Raw genomic sequence first — 17852 nt, 5'->3', positions numbered from 1 at the left:
GACAATGAAACAGGCTATCGGAACTCTTCTGGCGGCAACCATGGTCGCCACCTCGTTCGTCCCCGCGATCGCCACTGCACAGGAGCTGGCGACGGGCAGCGACGATGGCCTGGTGCGCGTCCAGCAGGGCGACGATTTCTATTGCCGCGAGCGCAAGCTCGGCACCTGGTTCTATTGCGAGAAGCCGAAGGAAGCGCCGGACCAGGCGAAGCCCGATGCGGCGCCGGTGGTTCCCGCCGCGGCGCAGCTGAAGGCGATAGGCGAGCACCTCGAGGAGCTGAAGGCGCGGGCCATCCTGCAGCCGACCACGGAGAACGTCTCCGAATACATCTCCTTCCAGCGGGCGCAGCTCGATCGCGCGTCCAACTTCGCAGACGTGTGGCGTCGAGCGATCTGGCAGAACCCGGAGCTCGATTATACGCTGCAGCGCCCGATCAATTCGGTCGGAAAGCGGACGTGGGAAGCGTCCCGAACCGCATCGCGTGATGCTGCGCTCGCGGCCGTCAACCAGCGGTACGGGGTGTTCTATTTCTTCTCGTCCAGCTGCGCCGCGTGCGAGGTCTTCTCGCCCATCATGAAAGGGGTCGCCGACCGCTACGGCATGACCGTGATGGCGGTTTCGGTGGATGGCGGGCCCAGCGCGGTGTTCCCGCGATACCTCGTCGATACCGGGCAGTTCCAGGCCATGGGCATGGGCGGCAAGCAGGTGCCGGCGCTGGTCCTGTACGACACCGTCACCAAGCAGCCGATGCCCATCGGGTACGGGGTCATGGCGGCCGATGAGGTCATGGACCGCATCTTCACCCTCACCAACGTCGAGCCGGGGAAGGACTTCTGATGGCTGATCCTGCATCCTTGCCCGCGCCCGGGCGCGCTTCCCGTCTCGCTCGGCGTCTCGGGCGCCGGTGCGCGACATCGATCACCGTGCTTGCGGCGATGAGCTGGGCGGCGACGCCCGCTCTCGCCGACGTCAACAGCGAGATGAACTCGTTCTTCAACTCCGCCGGCGCCGCCGCGAACGTCACAGGTCCGACCGCGTTCGATGGCCAATCCGCGGGTTACTATTCGGGAGGCAGCCTGTGGACGCGCTTCCCGACCAAGACGATCAATCCGATCAACATCCAGTTGCCCAAGGCAAGCGGCGGGTGCGGTGGTATCGACCTTTTCGGAGGATCGTTCAGCTTCATCAACACCGATGAAATCGTCGCCACCCTGAAGGCGACCGCCAACAACGCGATCGGCTTTGCCTTCCAGCTCGCGATCGATTCCATCTCCGCGCAGATCGGCGGCGTCATGAAAGACATGAGCCACAAGATCCAGCAGATGAACGAGTTCAACATGTCGAGTTGCCAGGCGGCGCAGGCCGCCGTCGGTGCGCTCTGGCCGAAGATGGACGGTGCGAGCCAGACCATCTGCCAGAACCTCGGCCGCAGTTCGGGTCTGTTTTCCGACGAAGCGAAGGCACGACACGAGTGTCAGGGTCAGAACACGCGATCGAGTGTCACGGCGTCGTCGACGGACGCGCAGGCCGAACTGCTCAAATCGAAGAACCTAACCTGGAATGCGCTCATGAGCCGCTCCACCACCGCACCCAGCGTCGAATATGCTGAGTGGCTGATGACGATGGTCGGAACGATCATACAGATCGCTCCGGCGTCCGAGGCAGAGCCGGGCAAGTTCCGTTTCATCGGTCCGGCCAGCTGGGACACCTACACAGCGCTTCTGGATGGCACAGCGTCCCACCCCGCGCAGGTCTATACCTGCGGTGGCGAAACCGGGCCCGACCAGTGCCTCAATCCGCAACCCCGCAGCCTCACCGTCACGAGCGCGATGGCCTACAAAAATCGGGTCAAGGCGATGATGGAGAGCATGACGACGAAGATCCGGACGAACGGCGTATTGTCGGGCGACGAGGTCAACCTGCTCGGTATGAGCAGCATTCCGCTCTACAAGATTCTCGTCGTCAACGAGGCGTCGCATTTCGGGCTTGGCCGCGGCGACGTCGACAGTCTCGCCGAGATCGTCGCCGTCGATGTGCTCATGGCGCAAATCGACCGGATGCTCGACGATGTGAACCGAGCCCAGGTCGGTTACGATGCGCCGGATCAGGCCAACTTCAATGCCTGGCGGGCACAGGTCGAGGACGTCCGAAAGAAGCTGTCCGACAAGAGCCAGCAGCTCGCCTCGAAACTGTCGAACACATACCGGATCGTCGAACGCACGCAGATGCTCGAGGCGACCTTGAAGAACACCATGAGCCCGCAGCTGTCGGCATCCCTCCGGTTCGGCCGTGGATTGTCGGCGCAGGGTCTGAGGTAGGCGCCGGCATAGCCGGCAGAGGGGAAGGGTAGGCCATGCTCGAGATCTTCACGGTCGGCGGCGGCGAATATCTGGTCAACACGTTCAACGCCGTTGCGGCGTGGAGCGGGGGCGGGGGCTTCCGATCCATGCTGCAGGTCGTCTTCGTGATGGGCCTTGCCTACTCGCTTTTCGTGGTCGCCTTCTCGATGGACTGGCGCGCGTGGCTGAACTGGTTCGTCCAAGCCACCGCGATCTACATGATGCTGCTGGTCCCGACCGTCACCGTGAAGGTCACCGATCGGATCGATCCCAGCCTTGCGCCCTCGGTGGTAGCCAACGTGCCACTAGGGCTCGGCGTGATGGCTTCATTCACAAGCCAGCTCGGCGACTGGATGACCGAGACGGCCGAAACGGTCTTCGTCATGCCCGCCGCGCTCAAGATGAACGCCGGCGGCATGATCTACGGTGCGCGCCTCCTCGAAAAGGCGCAGAACTCCTTCCAGATCACCGATCCCGTATTCCGCGCGAACATGGATGAGCATTTCAAACAGTGCGTCTTTTACGACGTCCTGCTCGGCTTCACGCCAATGGAGAAGCTGACGAACTCGGCGAACCTGTGGAGCGACATCGGGCCCGGAAGTGGCGCTCGAGCACAGAAGTGGCTGGAGAAGACCGCCGGCGGAACCGTCGATTCATACATCATCCGCTGCAACGACGCCTACGGTCGCATGTCCGCGCAGTGGAACGCGTTGCTCGACATCGACGCGACGAAGCTGGCGAAGGTGACCTATCCCAAGATGGTCGACTCTGCGGCTCTCGCGCGCCTCAAAGCCGATATTCCGCAGGTCGCGGCGGCGATGCACGGGACGAGCGGCGACGCATATCAGTATCTGCAGCAGGTCTCGACGATCGATGCTTTCCTTGCCGCGCGGGAGAGCTTTTCGGACGCTGGATGGGACGCCTACGCTTCGCAGCGCGCTGACGCCCAGGCCCGGAATACCTACACGTCGATCGCTCAGCAGGCGATGACGTGGGTGCCGCTGCTCGGCATCGTCCTGCAGGTCGTGTTCTACGCGATGTTCCCGGTGATCTTCCCGCTGTTCCTTTTCCCGCGGACTGGCATCTCGACGCTGAAGGGCTACGCGACAGGCTTCTTCTATCTCGCCAGCTGGGGCCCGCTCTACGTCATCCTGCACATGTTCGTGATGAACAGGGCGGCCAGCTCCTATGCGGCTATTTCGCCCACCGGACCAACGCTATTGGTGGTCGACGGCATCACGGCCGTGAACAACGATATCGCGACGGTCGCCGGGTTCCTGATGATGAGCGTGCCGTTCTTGGCCGCCGGCATGGCGCGTGGCGCGATGGCGATCGCCGGGCATGCGACGTCGATGCTGGCGCCTGCGCAGAGCGCCGCCGAGGCGGCCGCGTCGGAGCGGACCACCGGCAATTACAGCTATGGCAACATGTCCTATCAGAACCTGACGTCGAACATGCGTCAGGCGAACAAGTGGGATGAGCGGCCATACATTACTGGCGGGTTCGCGAGCAGCAGCTTCACCAATGCCGACGGCGGGGTCGAACATGGCTTCGCGAACGGGGATTACGCTTATGACACCCGGCAAGGTATCTCCAACCTTGCGTTCACCCCGACGCGGACCAGCGGCTTTGATGCGGCGGTCTCGCGGACGCTTTCGGAAGGGCAGTCGCTCGTTGACTCCCGGCGGCAAGCGGCATCCGAATCCTGGCAGGCGACGGTGCAAACCGGCACGGATCTGTTGCGGACGGCCGAGCAGCGCGCATCGAGCGGGACGGAAACGGGATCTGGCTTCAACAACAGTTTGAGCCGGATGCACGATGTGTCCCGTGGGATCTCGAGTGGGCTGCAATCTCGGTTCGGCCTTACGGAGGCCGAAGCTGATCGGATTGCTCGTACCTCTCAGGTGATCGGGGAAGGCAACGCCGCCCTATCAGGCGGTGTTGGGAAAGGGCAGCTGCCCGGTCTTAGCGCGCAAGCTACGGCCGGATTGGCCGCACGAATCGTTACGAGCACCCAAAGGGAAACGGGCCGGACAATCACCGCCGATCAAGCGCTGTCGGAAATCCAAGATTATCTGTTCCGCGAGACCAATACGAGTCAGGCGCGCACTGCGCGGGACGACTTCCAACGGGAGACCAGCAGCAGCTCCGACAGCAGCGTGCGGTCCCTGTCGGAACGGCTGTCGGCGGGCGTCACCGAGTCGCGCGGTCTCACGCGAGAGGCGGCCCAGAGCGAGGAGACGTTCAAGCGAGTGTCGGACGATCTGCGCGAGTCTTCCTCGAACGGGTACAGCCTCAATCAGAACGACACGCAGGAATTCGTCACGTACGCGCAAGAACGCCTTCGCGCCGATCCCCTCCTGTCCTCGCAGGGGTGGACGCCGGGCATGGTTATGCCTCGCACAGAGGGACAGCGCCAAGTCCGCGACATTCTGCTCAACGACTTCGTCAACAGGCAGATCAACAATGCCCGCGAAGAGATGGGGCTGCGAATTCCCGATCGGTTGGACACCGGCTTGACCGGACCGTCGATCACGTCGGCCGAGGGTGTCCGTGGCTGGGGTGGTCGGCAACAAGCCGCCGTGCGCGGACAAGGGCCCGATGTCGATGTGCGCGCCAGCTCTCGTGATCAGGAACTTGCCGATGATGTGCACGATCAGATTCTTGGTGGCTCGGCTCGCGTGATGCGCGAAGGGTTCGACCTAGACGGACGTCTGAGCGACGCACGCAGCCGCGGCGAGAATCTCAGTGCCGAGGTCGATCAGCGCAACGTCTCGTCGTTGATTGGCACGATGCCCTATGTTTCGCCGCTCATAGAAGGCGCGCGCGAGCGGATCGGCGAAGCGTCTGACTGGGTACAGGACCAGCTCGGCATCGGGGGCGGGAATGTCTCGCCAGGACCAGTCCAGACGGCCCTGCCGCGATCCGGTGCGGGGTTCAGGAGCTATTCGCCACAGAGCCAGCAGTACGGCACAGCGTCGCTCGTGGGCGAGCTGGCACAATCGTCGGCCGCATGGTCCGCTCGTGGCGGTTCGCCAGTTAACATTGGCGATATCAGCCGGCGGGGTGGGGGAGACCTTCCAGGCCATGACACGCATGAGGTCGGACGTCAGGTCGACGTTCGACCGTTCCGACACGACGGTTCGAACCAGCCCACCAACTGGCAGAGCCGGTCCTATGATCGCGAACAGACGCGCAACTACATCGAGTTCATGAAGGAGCGTAACCCTGGAATGACGGTGCTCTTCAACGACCCGGTCCTCGTCCGCGAAGGTCTGACCAAGCCGTACAGGGGACACGACAACCACCTGCACCTGAATTTCGGCAATCGAGGATAAGCAAACGGCGCGGCAACGATGCCGCGCCGTTCGTTATGGCTGGCAAGCCATCTTCAGAAAATCAGGCTGAGGGCCACCGCGCCAACAAGACCAAGAGCGACCATCAAGCCGAACTGCTTCCAAGACAGCTCTTGTTCGGGAACCGGGAGATTCGCCCCCGAAACCGGGGAGCCGTCCATCAGGTGGCGGCCCAATCCCGTAGTCAAATCGTAAGGGTTTGAAGGGTCGGAGGCGAAAGACCTGAACTCTGGCGCGGCCGATTCAAACCGACGGCTCGGAGCGTCGCCGAACGACGAGGTCGCATTTGGCCAGTTATCGAACGACGACATGGTGATATCCTTCCGGCAAAAGGATATCACATTCGGAAGCTCGAGGACAAGAGTTCTCTGTCCGTTCTTCGGATTGGCGCCGGATCGAAGCTGTGTCTATCGCCAAGGAACAACGGTGCCGGTGGCCAGCATGGCCGCACCAAGATCGCGGCCGTTGGGCAGGCGACAGGTCGCAACAACCCGCTCGTAGCTGCCGCCGGTAGCCTGACACTGCATGGCGGGCGCGCGCACGCGGACATGGCCGGTACTTAAAGTTCCTCGAGGTCCGCCCAAGAGAGCGACCATTGCGTCGCGCGCGGCCGCGCCGCTTGCCGCAGGGCAGGGGTGCCTTGGTCGGCAGGTCTCGTCCATCTCCCGCGCTGCTATATTGGCGACGCGAATTTTCGGACCCTCGGCACACCAAATTGGCCCGTCTCCGTCCCAGACCGCGATCGGGGTGCAAACAAAGGCAGCAGCGGCGGCAAGAATGGTGGCGGGCATGATCTCTTCTTCTATCATACTGCGATGACAGTTGAAGATTCCTGAAGGCTAGGAGGTGTGTATTTGTAACCTGTATCGCATGACCAAGAGCTCGACCGAGGTCGCTGGGTTGTTCAACGCCGCGCCCGCTGCAGCGAGCAACGCGCCGGGAGAGATCTATCCAGGCTACCCCGGTCTGGTTGTAGTCGATGGATCGATCCGATCGATGGTGTGGGGCTTTCCGCTGTCGCTGAAGAGCAAGAAGACGGGTCAGCCTTTGAAACCGAAACCGGTCAACAACGCTCGCACCGATAAGTTGAGCCAGTTTTTCTGGCGGGACAGCTTCGAGAAGCGACGCTGCCTTATCCCCCTTACCGAATGGGCAGAGGCCGAGGGCGCCCGAGGGTCCATGACGCGCACCTGGCTGTCGCTGCTGGACGCGGAGCTGTTTGCCGTCGCCGGCGTATGGCGGTCTTCGGATGAATGGGGTGATTGCTATTCGATGGTGATGAAGGACGGGACCGGTGCTGCGGCCGAAGTCCATTCCCGAATGCCGGTTATCTTGCGAGGCGATCAGTGTCGCGTCTGGGAAGAAGGGTCGGCGGAGGCAGCTTTGCAGTTATGCAAGCAACCATACGCAGGCGAGATCGCCATCGACCAAACGGCAACGCCGTGGGCGCGAAGACCCTAATCGTGTGAAAACGGACACCAAAACCGAGAATCAGAGACATTTCGTGAGACTGTCTCAAGCCGGAAGGTAAGTCTCGGACCGAAACAAACCCTACTACCAAAGGCTTACGCCGATAGCACGCAAAGCATCCCACAATGGTTTACTGCCCAGTTTTGCAGCTTTGACGGGGTCAGCTGACCTGCCTCGCTCAAGTATTTAGCAATCGACACTCCGCGAGGCTTCCCTCATTTCGGTGTGGCTTGTCCCAATAGTTCATAGGAGTGATCCGCTGCCGCGCGTCGGCTGCGCAAGCGCAAGCGGTGGCGGATCGTTGGGAGGTGCCTGTGAGCCCACCAAGTCAAGCCGGCTTCCGCTTTGCCAGTGTGAACCTTCTAAGCTTTACTCTACTTCGTCTGAAATTGGTAGAAAGGTGGCGCTGCCAATCTGGGCGAGGCGTCGCACATCATCCTTAGTTGCTTTTCGAATTCGCCAATCCAAATCTAATCCCCTTGCAACGCTATAAGCTTGATCGTCTCGCTGTAGTCCTGCCGGAGGAGGCACCGACTCCGCACGCGATGGCGGCGAGCTTTGACGTGACCCCCTTTTCTCCTCCAGTCATAAGTAGAGTCCGGGGTTATCATCGTGCCCTTGCGGGCGGGGTTGCACAACCCGCCTGGCAGCATCGGCGGGCGTCAGCCCGCCTATCCCGCTATGCGGCCGCACATGGTTGTAGTCGTCACGCCAGCTGCTTAGTACCGAGCGGGCATGGCTCAACGACGCGAACAGCGTCTCGTTCAGGCATTCGTCGCGCAAGCGACCATTGAAGCTCTCGACATAACCGTTTTGCTGCGGTTTGCCGGGAGCGATGTAATGCCACTCGATCTGCCGGTCCTGCGCCCAACGCAGGATCGCCAGGCTGGTCAGCTCGGTCCCATTGTCGCTCACGATCATCAGCGGCTTGCCGCGAACCGCGATGATCGCATCGAGCTCGCGCGCAACACGAGCGCCCGATAGCGACGTATCGACCACCAGCGCCAGGTTCTCCCGCGTGAAGTCATCGACAACGGCAAGGATGCGGATACGTCGGCTGCAGACCAGCGTGTCGCTGACGAAGTCCAGGCTCCAGCGCTGGTTCGGACCCTGCGGCAACGTCATCGGCGCCCGCGTGCCCATCGCTCGCTTGCGGCCCCGGCGACGCCGCACGCGCAGGTTCTCCTCGCGATACAGTCGCAGCAGCTTCTTGTGGTTCATGACGATGCCCTCACGCGCCAGCATGATCCCCAGCCGTCGGTAGCCGAACCGACGACGTTCAAGCGCGATCTCGCGAAGACGCGACCGCAGGTCGCCATCATCATCACGCCGATGCGCATAGCGCATCGACGATCGATCCACGCCAAGGATGCGACAGGCCCGACGCTCGCTGATGCCGAAGAGCTGCCGAACATCCTCGACAGCCCTCCGACGAACGGCAGGCCTCACCAGTTTTTTGAGGCAACCTCCTTCAGCACCGCATTGTCGAGCATCGCATCGGCCAGCAGCCGCTTCAGTCGTGCGTTCTCGTCCTCAAGCACCTTCAGCTTGCGCGCCTGCGACACGTCCATGCCGCCATAGGTCGCCTTCCACTTGTAGAACGTCGCACTGCTCACACCGTGCTTGCGGCACACATCCGCCGTCGATGATCCCGCTTCCTGCTCCCGCAGAATCGCTATGATCTGCTCCTCGGTAAATCTGCTGCGCTTCATCGTCGTCCTCCTTCATGAAGGACTCTAGCTCAGACTGGCAGAGTTCCCGGGGAGCACGTCACCATTGGCCCGTAACCTTGCTGCGCTGTTAGGAGCACGAAGCGCAGGACAGAGCGCGTTCACCGGACACTGCCGCTCAATCTACAACGCTTCCGATCATCACCCCCCTATAGGCCGGGACTAGGCCCGGTGCGGGCTGCCCCATAGAACGGGTCGCCCATCGGGTAGTCGCCAAACTAAGGTAGCAAAACTGCAAAATTGCTCAACTTGACAGATCAGTTTCCGTCCATTTCGCTACTCGGTGGCGAAATCAAATGACGAAATGATTGCCTCGCAACTAATTTCCTGCAAACAAAAACCTTCGATAAACAATTGAGTTCGCGGTCCTAAAGTGGATAATGATCGTATCGCTATTGGAAACCTAGCGTCGCTGTGCGTGGGGTGCATGATATCTTCACCACTGCGGGGGCGTTCCAAACGCTCAAGATAGAAAGAAACTTCCCCGATGGAATTTTCGGTCTTCACTTCCTTGCAGTCGCGGTTCGGGAGGCACGAAACCGATCCATTCTCCGACCCAATGGCGACACGAACAAGTGCGTTTCCATCAAAGAACATTATGCCGGAAGATTCAAAACCCTGTGCGGGCGCTATCGTCATTTTCCCAGGAACATTAAATGTGAGTTTTCGACCGTCAGTCAAATCTATCGACTGCCTCATCTCCATTGCATTGGCTGAACTCCGTTCATTTGCTTCGGGTTGGCCAATTGCCGTGGTCTGACAGCCTGACATAGCAAACGGGATGAGAATGATGCCAAGCTGGAAAATACCTCTCATTTAGCGAGTCCCGTATAGCCTCTGCGCGCTAGATAAATCATTAGCTGACGGTGTCAGCGGCCGCGGACCCTTGAAATTCCAACCGTTCATAACGTCCGCCGCAACTTGGTCTTGGAGCTTGTGTGCCATGCCCATTGCGTGGCCCAGCTCATGGGCGACAAGATTCTGAATGTGGATTTTATCAGAAGGTACGGCCCCTGTCCCGCAATACGCGCTGGCGATTGTCGCAGGCGCGATCATCATATCACCATCGCGAATATACCATCGGCGCCTTTCTGGATCGGTTGTCTCTTGAAAGCGACTAGGTCGTGTTGACAAAAGACTTTAGCCATAGGCGGGCGGCGGCGAGGTTGAGGAAGCTCTCGAAGGACAGGATGGTCTTGTCGTAGCGGGTGGCGATCCGGCGCTGTTGCTTGAGCTTGCCGAACATGCGCTCAACGCGGTTGCGATCCCGGTAGCGGCGATAGTCGGGATGCTCGGGCGCCTTGCGGTTCGAGCGGGGTGGGATGATCGGCAGGATGCCCCGGATCAGCAGGCTCTCGCGGAAGCGCTCACCGTCGTAGCCTTTGTCCGCCAGCAGCCCCTTGGGTGTGGCGACCGGGATCGCCATCAGCGGCTCGGCAGCGGTGTAATCGGAGGCCTCGCCGCCGGTCAGGATGAAGCCGAGAGGCAGTCCCTGATTGTCACAACGGGCGTGGATCTTGCTCGTAAAGCCGCCGCGTGATCGACCAAGAGCGTTCGCACAAGCCCCCCTTTTCCGCCCGCTGCCGAGACATGGCCGCGAACGCTGGTGCTGTCGATCATGTGCTGCCAGTCGTCGGTCAGACCAAGATCGACCAGCGTTTGCAGCAGCGCATCCCACACGCCCTGTTCGGCCCAGCGCCGGAACCGGACATAGACCGAATTCCACTTGCCGTAGCGCTCGTGCATGTCGCGCCAGGGGCAGCCGACCCTCAACACGTGGAGCATGCCGTTGAGGAAGCGTCGGTTATCGCCAGCGGGACGCGCCCAGCGACCACGCTCAGGCGGCAGCAGCGGCCCGATCAGCTCCCACTCCGCATCCGACAAGTCTCCGCGACCCATGACTGCTCCTCAAAAAGCAGTCTTGAATTAGAACACGGGGCCTTTGGGAATCCCTTTTGTCAACACGGCCTAGAATGATCTCTGAAATTGGCGCGGTACCAATCCCGAAAAAGCTTGTGGGTGTACCCATAATTGGAAAATCGTCGTCTGTGACGAACCTAGTCAGTTTAATACCGCACAAACTTGGCATTCGCCTGAATACCGGCAAACAAATCCTTGGAAGTGGCAGAGTATTTGGAGTACTTGGAAGAGCCAATGCAGTTGTCGGAGGAGCGTTGATATTGTGGGATGGCGCTAGCATAGCTATTTGCACAGCGAGGTGAAGATGTTCTTTCGAAAGCCAAAGTTATCGGTGAGTTCATCAAGTTCATCGTATGATCTGCTGCAAGATGCTTTTATGCAGTACCATATAAAGCTCCATGATGGAGAGATGAGCCGGCGGCTTTCTTCGCTTAAGATGGATGACATCGATTTTTTAGAGTCGCTTCAAATGATTGAGAAGGCAATTGGCTCAGACATAGACAAAGCGGGCATTACTCCTTCAACAACGATCAGCGAATTAATCCGGAGGATTGATCGGGCACGTGTATCTTGAGCAACTCGAATTCTTTTTTAAGCATAAACCACTACTTACCTCTTGACTCTCCTCACAGCTAGGCAGACACTTCGCTCGTCAAACAGGGGAAGACGTCATGAAAACAGCGTCCGCACTCGTTGTAACCGGCCTCGCGCTCCTGAGCCTCAGTGCTCCGCCGGCCCAAGCCAGCCAGACCACCACCTACACCTATGACGCGCGCGGCCGCCTCGTAAAGGTTGAGCGCACCGGTAATCCGAACAGCAATGCCCGAACCGAGTACCGGCACGACCGGGCACATAATCGCACGCGGGTGACCACCACCGGGGCACCGCGCTAACAGCTCAGTACCGCCTTACAGGGGAGGTGGATATGACGGGTAGTTCTCGCCGCATGGTCCGGGCCGCCATGCTGGCCTCCACCGTGCTGTGGGCGGGGCTCGCCCTGCCGGCTGCCGCCCAGCGCGCCGCCGCGCCCGCCGATGCGTTCGTTGCGACCGACGAGCACGGCGTGGACCTTGTCACAGGCCGCTTCTACCTCGACATCGTGGAAGGCTCCATCGGCCCCGCCGCGGGCGGGGTGAGCCTTATCCGCTACTACGGGCACTCGGGCCTGCAGGACAACTGGTCGGGCACGGTGGAGGTGGTCGGCACGAGCGCCAAGGTTACGCTCGGCAAGACCTCCGACAGCTTTACCCAGCAGGGCTCTGTGTGGGTGTCGCGCAAGGCCAATGGCGCGATCCTGACCGACACGGGCGTAGGCTGGCTCTACCGGGCCGCAGATGGAACGGTCATCGAGTATACCAAGCCGCGTTATCTGGCTGGCGGGTATGACGACGTGCCGACCGACTACAGCGGCCCTGGCTGCGGCGGAAATGGGGAGAACTGCGGCCTGCCGGTCAAGATCACCCGTCCCGGCGGGCTCTCCTACGATCTTGCCTGGGAGGCAAGCCTCCAATGCTTCCGCTATGGCCAGCCCTGGTTTCCTGGAGGGTGGGAGGAGGATGGCGGCAGCTGCTTCGTGCCGATCCGGCTACAATCTGTCACCAGCAATTCAAGCTACGCGATGGAGTTCGCCTATGTGACCAATCGCCCGAGCTTCAACGGCGGATGGCCGCCGCCCACCTATTGGGAGCGGGCATCGGTCACCTTCAGCGACAACTCGCGCGTGCCCGGCACCTACACGAAGCCGGTGGTCACCTATGCACGGCCTGCCGCAGGCGTGCTCGAGATCAACAATTCGGTGGCGGGCAATTGGCGGATCACCCAGAGCGGCTCTACCCTGTCGGTCAGAAAGCCCGGGCGCACGAGCGACACGCTCATCGTCCAGCGCGATGCCAATGCGCGGGTTACCTCCGTCACCGACGATGGGGAGACCAAGGCCTATAGCTGGAGCGTCGGGGCAAGCACCAGCGTCTCCATGACCGATGCCTCGGGCTCCGACGGGCAGGTTGTGACCAATCCTGCCATCGGCCGGCCGGGTACGGTGACGGACGCAAGCGGCCACACCACGGTCAACCAGTACGACACTGCCGGCCGCCTGCTGCGCACCACCTTTCCCGAAGGCGATGCGGTGGTCTACGAGCGCGACCCGCGCGGCAACATCTTCCGCGTGACGCGCATCGGCAAGGATGGAGCAAGCTTCGTCGCAGGTGAGGCGAACTTCGATGCCGCTTGCGCAGAGCCCCTCAAGTGCAACAAGCCGAACTGGACGGTGGATGCGCGCGGCCAGCGGACCGACTACGCCTACGGGCCGGCGCACGGCCTCGTGACCCAGATCCAGCGCCCCGCGCCTGCTTCCGGACAGCCGCGCCCGACCACACAATACGAGTACACGCAGCTCTACGCCCAGACCCGCCGCTATGACGGGGTGATGGTCAACCAGGGCACGCCGCAGTGGAAGCTGACCCGCATGCGCCAGTGCGCTACAGCGGCGACTTGCCCAGGCAGCGCGGCCGAGCAGGTGACCACCATCGCTTACAACAATCCCAACCTCCTGCCCACTAGCGTGACGGTGGCATCGGGCGACGGGGCGCTGAGCGCCACCACGCTCATGGCCTATGATGCGCGCGGCAACCTTATCGCCGAGGACGGCCCGCTTCCCGGCTCGGGCGATACCACCACCTATATCTACGACGCGCGTGACCGGCGGCGCGGGATCATCGGCCCCGATCCCGATGGAGCAGGTTCGCGTCCCCGCCAGGCGGTGCGCTACACCTTTGACGATGCTGGCAAGGTGTTGCGCGCGGAGATCGGCACAGCGACAGATGCCAGCGAGGCAGCGCTCAACGCCATGAGCGTTTATCAATCAGCCGAGCTCCTCTACGATACGCGCGGCAACCTCGCGGTCGAGAAGCTCGTTGCGGGCGGCCAGGTCCACCAGCTCCTCCAGCACGAGCACGACGCGCAGAACCGGCTCGCCTGCACCGCCGTGCGCATGAACCCGGCGGCTTGGGGCGCGCTGCCCGCTTCGGCCTGCGTGCAAGGAACAGCCGGCACCGCCGGACCCGACCGGATCACCCGCTACCACCACGATGCCGAGGACCGGGTCGTGCGGGTGGAGAGCGGGGTCGGCACGGACGCTGTCGCCAACGACTACCAAGCGACGTTCACCCGCAACGGGCAGCTTGCCAGTCTCACCGATGCGGAGGCAAACCGGACCGCTTACGAGTACGATCGGTTCGACCGGCTGTGGCGCACCTTCTATCCTCATCCGGTCACCAAGAACACTGCCAACGGTGCCGATTTCGAGGAGCTCGCCTACGACAACGCCGGCAATGTGACGGCGCGCCGCCTGCGCGACGGACAGCAGATCGGATACGCCTATGACCCGCTCGGCCGTCTCGCCTTCAAGGACGTGCCAAACGGCGTCATCCATGAATACGACATCACCTACAGCTACGATCTCCTGGGCCGCCTCACCCGCGCGCAGGATGCCAACGGCCACGTCTCCGCATTCGGCTACGACGGGTTTGACCGTAAGACAAGCGAGGGGAGTAACTGGACCAACCGGCAGTTCGCCTATGACACCGCCGGCAGGCGCACACGCACCACCTGGGGCGACGGGTTCTTCGTCACCTACGAGTACGACCTGACCGGCGCGATGACCGCCATGCGCGAGAACGGCGGGTTCGTGCTGGCAAGCTTTAGCTACGATGCGCTCGGCCGCCGCACTAGCTTGACCAGAGGCAACGGCACGGAAACGAGCTACAGCTACGATCCGGTCTCGCGGCTCGCTTCGCTCACCCATAACCTCGCCGGCAGCGCGCATGATGTCAGCTTGCAGTTCGGCTACAACCCTGCCGGGCAGATCGCGAGCCAGAACCTGTCGAATACTGCCTATGCGTTTGCTGATCACGTTAACACCGACCGCCCCTATAGCGCCAACGGCCTCAACCAGTACACACAGGCCGGATCGGTCGCGTTCGGCTACGACCCCCGCGGCAATCTCACGCAGTCGAGCGCGGACAGCTACACCTACACCAGCGAAAACCGCTTGGCCACACGCAGCGGCGGGCATGTGGTCGCCTGGGATCCGCTCGGCCGCCTGCACTGGGTCGGCACCGGAGGTGTAGTGAACACCTGGCTGCAATATGACGGGGCCGACCTCATCGAGGAGCGCGGCAGCGCGGGCGTGCAGCGCCGCTATGTGCACGGGCCGGGCACGGACGAAGTCTTGGTGTGGTACGAGGGCGCGGGCACAGCCGACCGCCGCTGGCTCCATGCCGACGAGCGCGGCTCGGTGGTGGCGGTCTCCAATGGCAGCGGCGCAGCGATCGCCCTCAACACCTATGACGAGTACGGCATTCCCGGCGCAGGCAATCAGGGCCGGTTCCAGTACACCGGCCAGACCTGGCTTCCCGAGCTCGGCCTCTACCACTACAAGGCCCGGATGTACTCGCCCACACTTGGCCGGTTCATGCAGACCGATCCCATCGGCTATGGCGATGGGATGAACCTGTATGGGTATGTGGGCGGGGATCCGGTCAACATGACGGATCCCACCGGTCTTTGTGGGGAAGGCGAGATCGACATTCGCAACACTGCGCAGACCAGAATACCGAATTGCGTGGCAGACCCGCGCTTGAATGGAGGAGGCGGAGGAGGAGGTGCAGGAGGCGGCAGCGGCGGCAGTGGTCACGGCGTCGTTGGGGGCAGCGGTGCTCCCGGAGGCGGCAGCGGGCTCGGTGCAGGAGCGAGCAATGGCAACGAAATAGTTGTGACTGGCTCTCGTAATCCTATTCCTCTCTCCGGATATGATGCGGGATTTCGTCTTGGGGTCATAAGTAGCCCAGGTTCAGCGCCAGGTGCTACTGACATCCTACGGGAGCTCTGGGAGGCGCTCGGCGGCCCAACGGAAGAAGAAGAACAAGCGGAAAGAGAGCGACGAGAACGTGAAAGAGCTGAACGCGAAGCAAGGGCCCGAGAGCAGTTGGCGCGCTATTGCGCGGCTAATCCACCAACTCCTGCCGATGGTGCCGAAGCTGCGGGTTCAGCAAGAGAAATAGGTGATCGCCGCGCGCCTCGGATGGGAAGAGCGGCGGCAGGGCTTGAGTTGCTGACCCAAGCGTGGCGTTGGTACACATGCAGATAGTTAAGAAAGCAAAAAAACTTGCTTTAATAACAATAATTCCGGTTTCTTTTATTGTTGTAAACTCGCTCTCCGCTGGATTTGCAGATTACCTTCTGTTCTATTATGGACTTCCACAAGCATTACTATGGGTAATTTACTTTCCAATGTCAGAAGAGGTTTTTAAGTTCTTAAGTCTGAAGGCGTTCGGACGATTCTGTTTTCCCATTATCGTGATTTTTGGTATCTTAGAGATATGCACAAAGTTGATCAACAATACTATGTTTTATTCCGACAAATTCGTCTTCGAAGTTTTGAGTGCAGACTTATTTGTATTTCTTAATGCTTTTCTTTTTCATCTTGGTAGCGCTTACGTGTATTTCTCAGCGTATCGGCTACTGTTCAGTCCGCTAGTGACTGTTATTTTTATGATTTTTGTTCACTCAACGCTGAACTTGTTATACGAAACAGATTTAAAGATTTTCCACGTTATCATCGCATCAGCTATTTGTTCCGCAGTTCCCTTTGCATATGCACACCGGATAAGATTAAAGAAAGTTGCTTTTTCTAAGTTGTTGTTAGAACCATTCAGCAGCAAGTAGATGCGTAAACGTTTAGACGAGACGAACCACTTCTTTATTCACCCACTCCGCCCCCGACAGCTACACCTACACCAGCGAAAACCGCTTGGCCACACGCAGCGGCGGGCATGTGGTCGCCTGGGATCCGCTCGGCCGCCTGCACTGGGTCGGCACCGGAGGTGTAGTGAACACCTGGCTGCAATATGACGGGGCCGACCTCATCGAGGAGCGCGGCAGCGCGGGCGTGCAGCGCCGCTATGTGCACGGGCCGGGCACGGACGAAGTCTTGGTGTGGTACGAGGGCGCGGGCACAGCCGACCGCCGCTGGCTCCATGCCGACGAGCGCGGCTCGGTGGTGGCGGTCTCCAATGGCAGCGGCGCAGCGATCGCCCTCAACACCTATGACGAGTACGGCATTCCCGGCGCAGGCAATCAGGGCCGGTTCCAGTACACCGGCCAGACCTGGCTTCCCGAGCTCGGCCTCTACCACTACAAGGCCCGGATGTACTCGCCCACACTTGGCCGGTTCATGCAGACCGATCCCATCGGCTATGGCGATGGGATGAACCTGTATGGGTATGTGGGCGGGGATCCGGTCAACATGACTGATCCGACGGGGCTATGTGGTGTTGAGCAGACGTTAGATCTTGAGACTGGGCTTTGCCAGAATAATATCACTGTTACTGGAACGAGATCCGAAATTAGTGTCTCTAATCCGAGCGGCGACATCTGGAGTATCGGAAGCTTTAATTTTGATTTGGGTTCTCTCCCCGGTGCTTATAGCTCTAACGAGATAATCGTAACAGGTACGCCGCCTCCAAAACAGGGTCCTGAACTTGAGCCGCAAAATAATCCCTGTAATCCAGGTGTAGCCGACGAGTTCTTCGAAGACGCCTTAGAGGTTACCGGGATTATCGGAGACGGACTTACCATGGCTGGGGTTCTGACCGGTAATCCCGTGCTGGCTGGGGTCGGTCTAAGTCTAAGCTATGGGAGTACGGCCCTCTCCGGGGCTTTGAACTACTCACAAGGCGATTATGCCGGACTAGCCGGTGACGTTGCAGGCGCAGGCGCGGGGCTAGTGCCTGGCGGTCGTCTCATCCGCCGAGTTGGCGGTGCGGCGGCCGACCCAGGCCGAAACGCCGCAGGTAGATTTGTTTCCAATTGGCGAGGTCGCCAAGCTGCACAGGACATTGCGACAGAGGGCCTTCAAGAGCGGACAGTTGGGGCGGCTGTTTCGAGCGTGGGATGCCCGCGATGAGCCAGGCGATACTAATACCATTGTTTGCTTTAGCTACTTGGATGCTGGCTCTGTATGCGGACAATAAGTTCC

The 17852-nt window shown here is 60.8% G+C and carries 13 protein-coding genes and 1 pseudogene; 8 read left to right on the top strand and 6 right to left on the bottom strand.

The genetic code is table 11. From position 1 onward, the window contains the following. Positions 1 to 4 precede the first annotated feature (4 nt). The 3 genes from traF to LHJ54_RS12170 are packed head-to-tail and all read left to right on the top strand — an operon-like array spanning position 5 to position 5678. The gene (gene traF, locus LHJ54_RS12180) at positions 5 to 838 is read left to right on the top strand and encodes a conjugal transfer protein TraF (protein ID WP_228244155.1); all 834 of its coding nucleotides are present in this window, start codon (positions 5 to 7) and stop codon (positions 836 to 838) included. Beyond that, positions 838 to 2319: a conjugal transfer protein TraH gene (locus LHJ54_RS12175; RefSeq protein ID WP_228244154.1), complete on the top strand. Its 1482-nt coding sequence runs from the start codon at positions 838 to 840 to the stop codon at positions 2317 to 2319. Before traF ends, LHJ54_RS12175 begins: the two co-directional genes overlap by 1 nt. Positions 2320 to 2354: 35 nt before the next feature. Next, a complete protein-coding gene (locus tag LHJ54_RS12170; protein ID WP_228244153.1) occupies positions 2355 to 5678 on the top strand; it encodes a conjugal transfer protein TraG N-terminal domain-containing protein in 3324 nt (1107 codons plus the stop codon). 53 nt (positions 5679 to 5731) lie between these two features. Here the strand turns inward: LHJ54_RS12170 and LHJ54_RS12165 are convergent, their stop codons facing one another. Together LHJ54_RS12165 and LHJ54_RS12160 are read right to left on the bottom strand one after the other, a co-directional pair. After that, the gene (locus tag LHJ54_RS12165) at positions 5732 to 6007 is read right to left on the bottom strand and encodes a hypothetical protein (protein WP_228244152.1); all 276 of its coding nucleotides are present in this window, start codon (positions 6005 to 6007) and stop codon (positions 5732 to 5734) included. A 96-nt stretch (positions 6008 to 6103) separates the two neighbouring features. Beyond that, the gene (locus tag LHJ54_RS12160; RefSeq protein ID WP_373457081.1) at positions 6104 to 6487 is read right to left on the bottom strand and encodes a hypothetical protein; all 384 of its coding nucleotides are present in this window, start codon (positions 6485 to 6487) and stop codon (positions 6104 to 6106) included. Between the two features lie 61 nt (positions 6488 to 6548). Between LHJ54_RS12160 and LHJ54_RS12155 the strand changes: the two genes are divergently transcribed. Further along, positions 6549 to 7157, top strand: coding sequence for an SOS response-associated peptidase family protein (locus tag LHJ54_RS12155; protein WP_373457083.1), 609 nt, complete (start codon positions 6549 to 6551; stop codon positions 7155 to 7157). 594 nt (positions 7158 to 7751) lie between these two features. On the opposite strand, the gene LHJ54_RS12150 is transcribed toward LHJ54_RS12155, so the two are convergent. The 4 genes and pseudogenes from LHJ54_RS12150 to LHJ54_RS12140 form a co-directional block, all read right to left on the bottom strand. Then, positions 7752 to 8878, bottom strand: a protein-coding gene (locus tag LHJ54_RS12150; protein ID WP_373457080.1) for an IS3 family transposase whose coding sequence is annotated in 2 segments (ribosomal slippage) — positions 7752 to 8629 and positions 8629 to 8878 — 1128 coding nt in all. Because the reading frame shifts where the segments join, the coding sequence is not laid out codon by codon here. 294 nt (positions 8879 to 9172) lie between these two features. Continuing rightward, complete coding sequence (locus LHJ54_RS12145) at positions 9173 to 9712, bottom strand: hypothetical protein (RefSeq protein WP_228244148.1); 540 nt, start codon at positions 9710 to 9712, stop codon at positions 9173 to 9175. Beyond that, positions 9713 to 9952, bottom strand: a complete 240-nt coding sequence (locus LHJ54_RS12790) for a matrixin family metalloprotease (RefSeq protein WP_373457082.1) — start codon at positions 9950 to 9952, stop codon at positions 9713 to 9715. 61 nt (positions 9953 to 10013) lie between these two features. Continuing rightward, positions 10014 to 10795: pseudogene (locus LHJ54_RS12140) on the bottom strand (IS5 family transposase). 319 nt (positions 10796 to 11114) lie between these two features. Here LHJ54_RS12140 and LHJ54_RS12135 point away from each other — a divergent pair. From LHJ54_RS12135 to LHJ54_RS12120, 4 genes are all read left to right on the top strand, one after another. Beyond that, positions 11115 to 11390: a hypothetical protein gene (locus tag LHJ54_RS12135; protein WP_228244147.1), complete on the top strand. Its 276-nt coding sequence runs from the start codon at positions 11115 to 11117 to the stop codon at positions 11388 to 11390. A 97-nt stretch (positions 11391 to 11487) separates the two neighbouring features. After that, positions 11488 to 11709, top strand: a complete 222-nt coding sequence (locus LHJ54_RS12130) for a hypothetical protein (RefSeq protein WP_228244146.1) — start codon at positions 11488 to 11490, stop codon at positions 11707 to 11709. A 32-nt stretch (positions 11710 to 11741) separates the two neighbouring features. Then, positions 11742 to 15962, top strand: coding sequence for an RHS repeat domain-containing protein (locus LHJ54_RS12125; RefSeq protein ID WP_228244145.1), 4221 nt, complete (start codon positions 11742 to 11744; stop codon positions 15960 to 15962). A gap of 741 nt (positions 15963 to 16703) precedes the next feature. Next, positions 16704 to 17780 (top strand): RHS repeat-associated core domain-containing protein, encoded by a 1077-nt coding sequence (locus LHJ54_RS12120; protein WP_228244144.1) that lies wholly within the window; start codon positions 16704 to 16706, stop codon positions 17778 to 17780. Positions 17781 to 17852: the final 72 nt, after the last annotated feature.

The organism is Porphyrobacter sp. GA68, assembly GCF_022605525.1.
Classification (GTDB): domain Bacteria; phylum Pseudomonadota; class Alphaproteobacteria; order Sphingomonadales; family Sphingomonadaceae; genus Qipengyuania_B.
This window is presented reverse-complemented; position numbering and strand designations above follow the sequence as displayed.

What these genes read in the sequence shown, in the direction of transcription:
- LHJ54_RS12175 (WP_228244154.1), top strand. Translation starts at nt 838, where the DNA reads ATGGCTGATCCTGCATCCTTGCCCGCGCCCGGGCGCGCTTCCCGTCTC.
- LHJ54_RS12125 (WP_228244145.1), top strand. Translation starts at nt 11,742, where the DNA reads ATGACGGGTAGTTCTCGCCGCATGGTCCGGGCCGCCATGCTGGCCTCC.
- LHJ54_RS12170 (WP_228244153.1), top strand. Translation starts at nt 2,355, where the DNA reads ATGCTCGAGATCTTCACGGTCGGCGGCGGCGAATATCTGGTCAACACG.
- LHJ54_RS12790 (WP_373457082.1), bottom strand. Translation starts at nt 9,952, where the DNA reads ATGATCGCGCCTGCGACAATCGCCAGCGCGTATTGCGGGACAGGGGCC.
- LHJ54_RS12145 (WP_228244148.1), bottom strand. Translation starts at nt 9,712, where the DNA reads ATGAGAGGTATTTTCCAGCTTGGCATCATTCTCATCCCGTTTGCTATG.
- traF (WP_228244155.1), top strand. Translation starts at nt 5, where the DNA reads ATGAAACAGGCTATCGGAACTCTTCTGGCGGCAACCATGGTCGCCACC.
- LHJ54_RS12160 (WP_373457081.1), bottom strand. Translation starts at nt 6,487, where the DNA reads ATGCCCGCCACCATTCTTGCCGCCGCTGCTGCCTTTGTTTGCACCCCG.
- LHJ54_RS12130 (WP_228244146.1), top strand. Translation starts at nt 11,488, where the DNA reads ATGAAAACAGCGTCCGCACTCGTTGTAACCGGCCTCGCGCTCCTGAGC.
- LHJ54_RS12165 (WP_228244152.1), bottom strand. Translation starts at nt 6,007, where the DNA reads ATGTCGTCGTTCGATAACTGGCCAAATGCGACCTCGTCGTTCGGCGAC.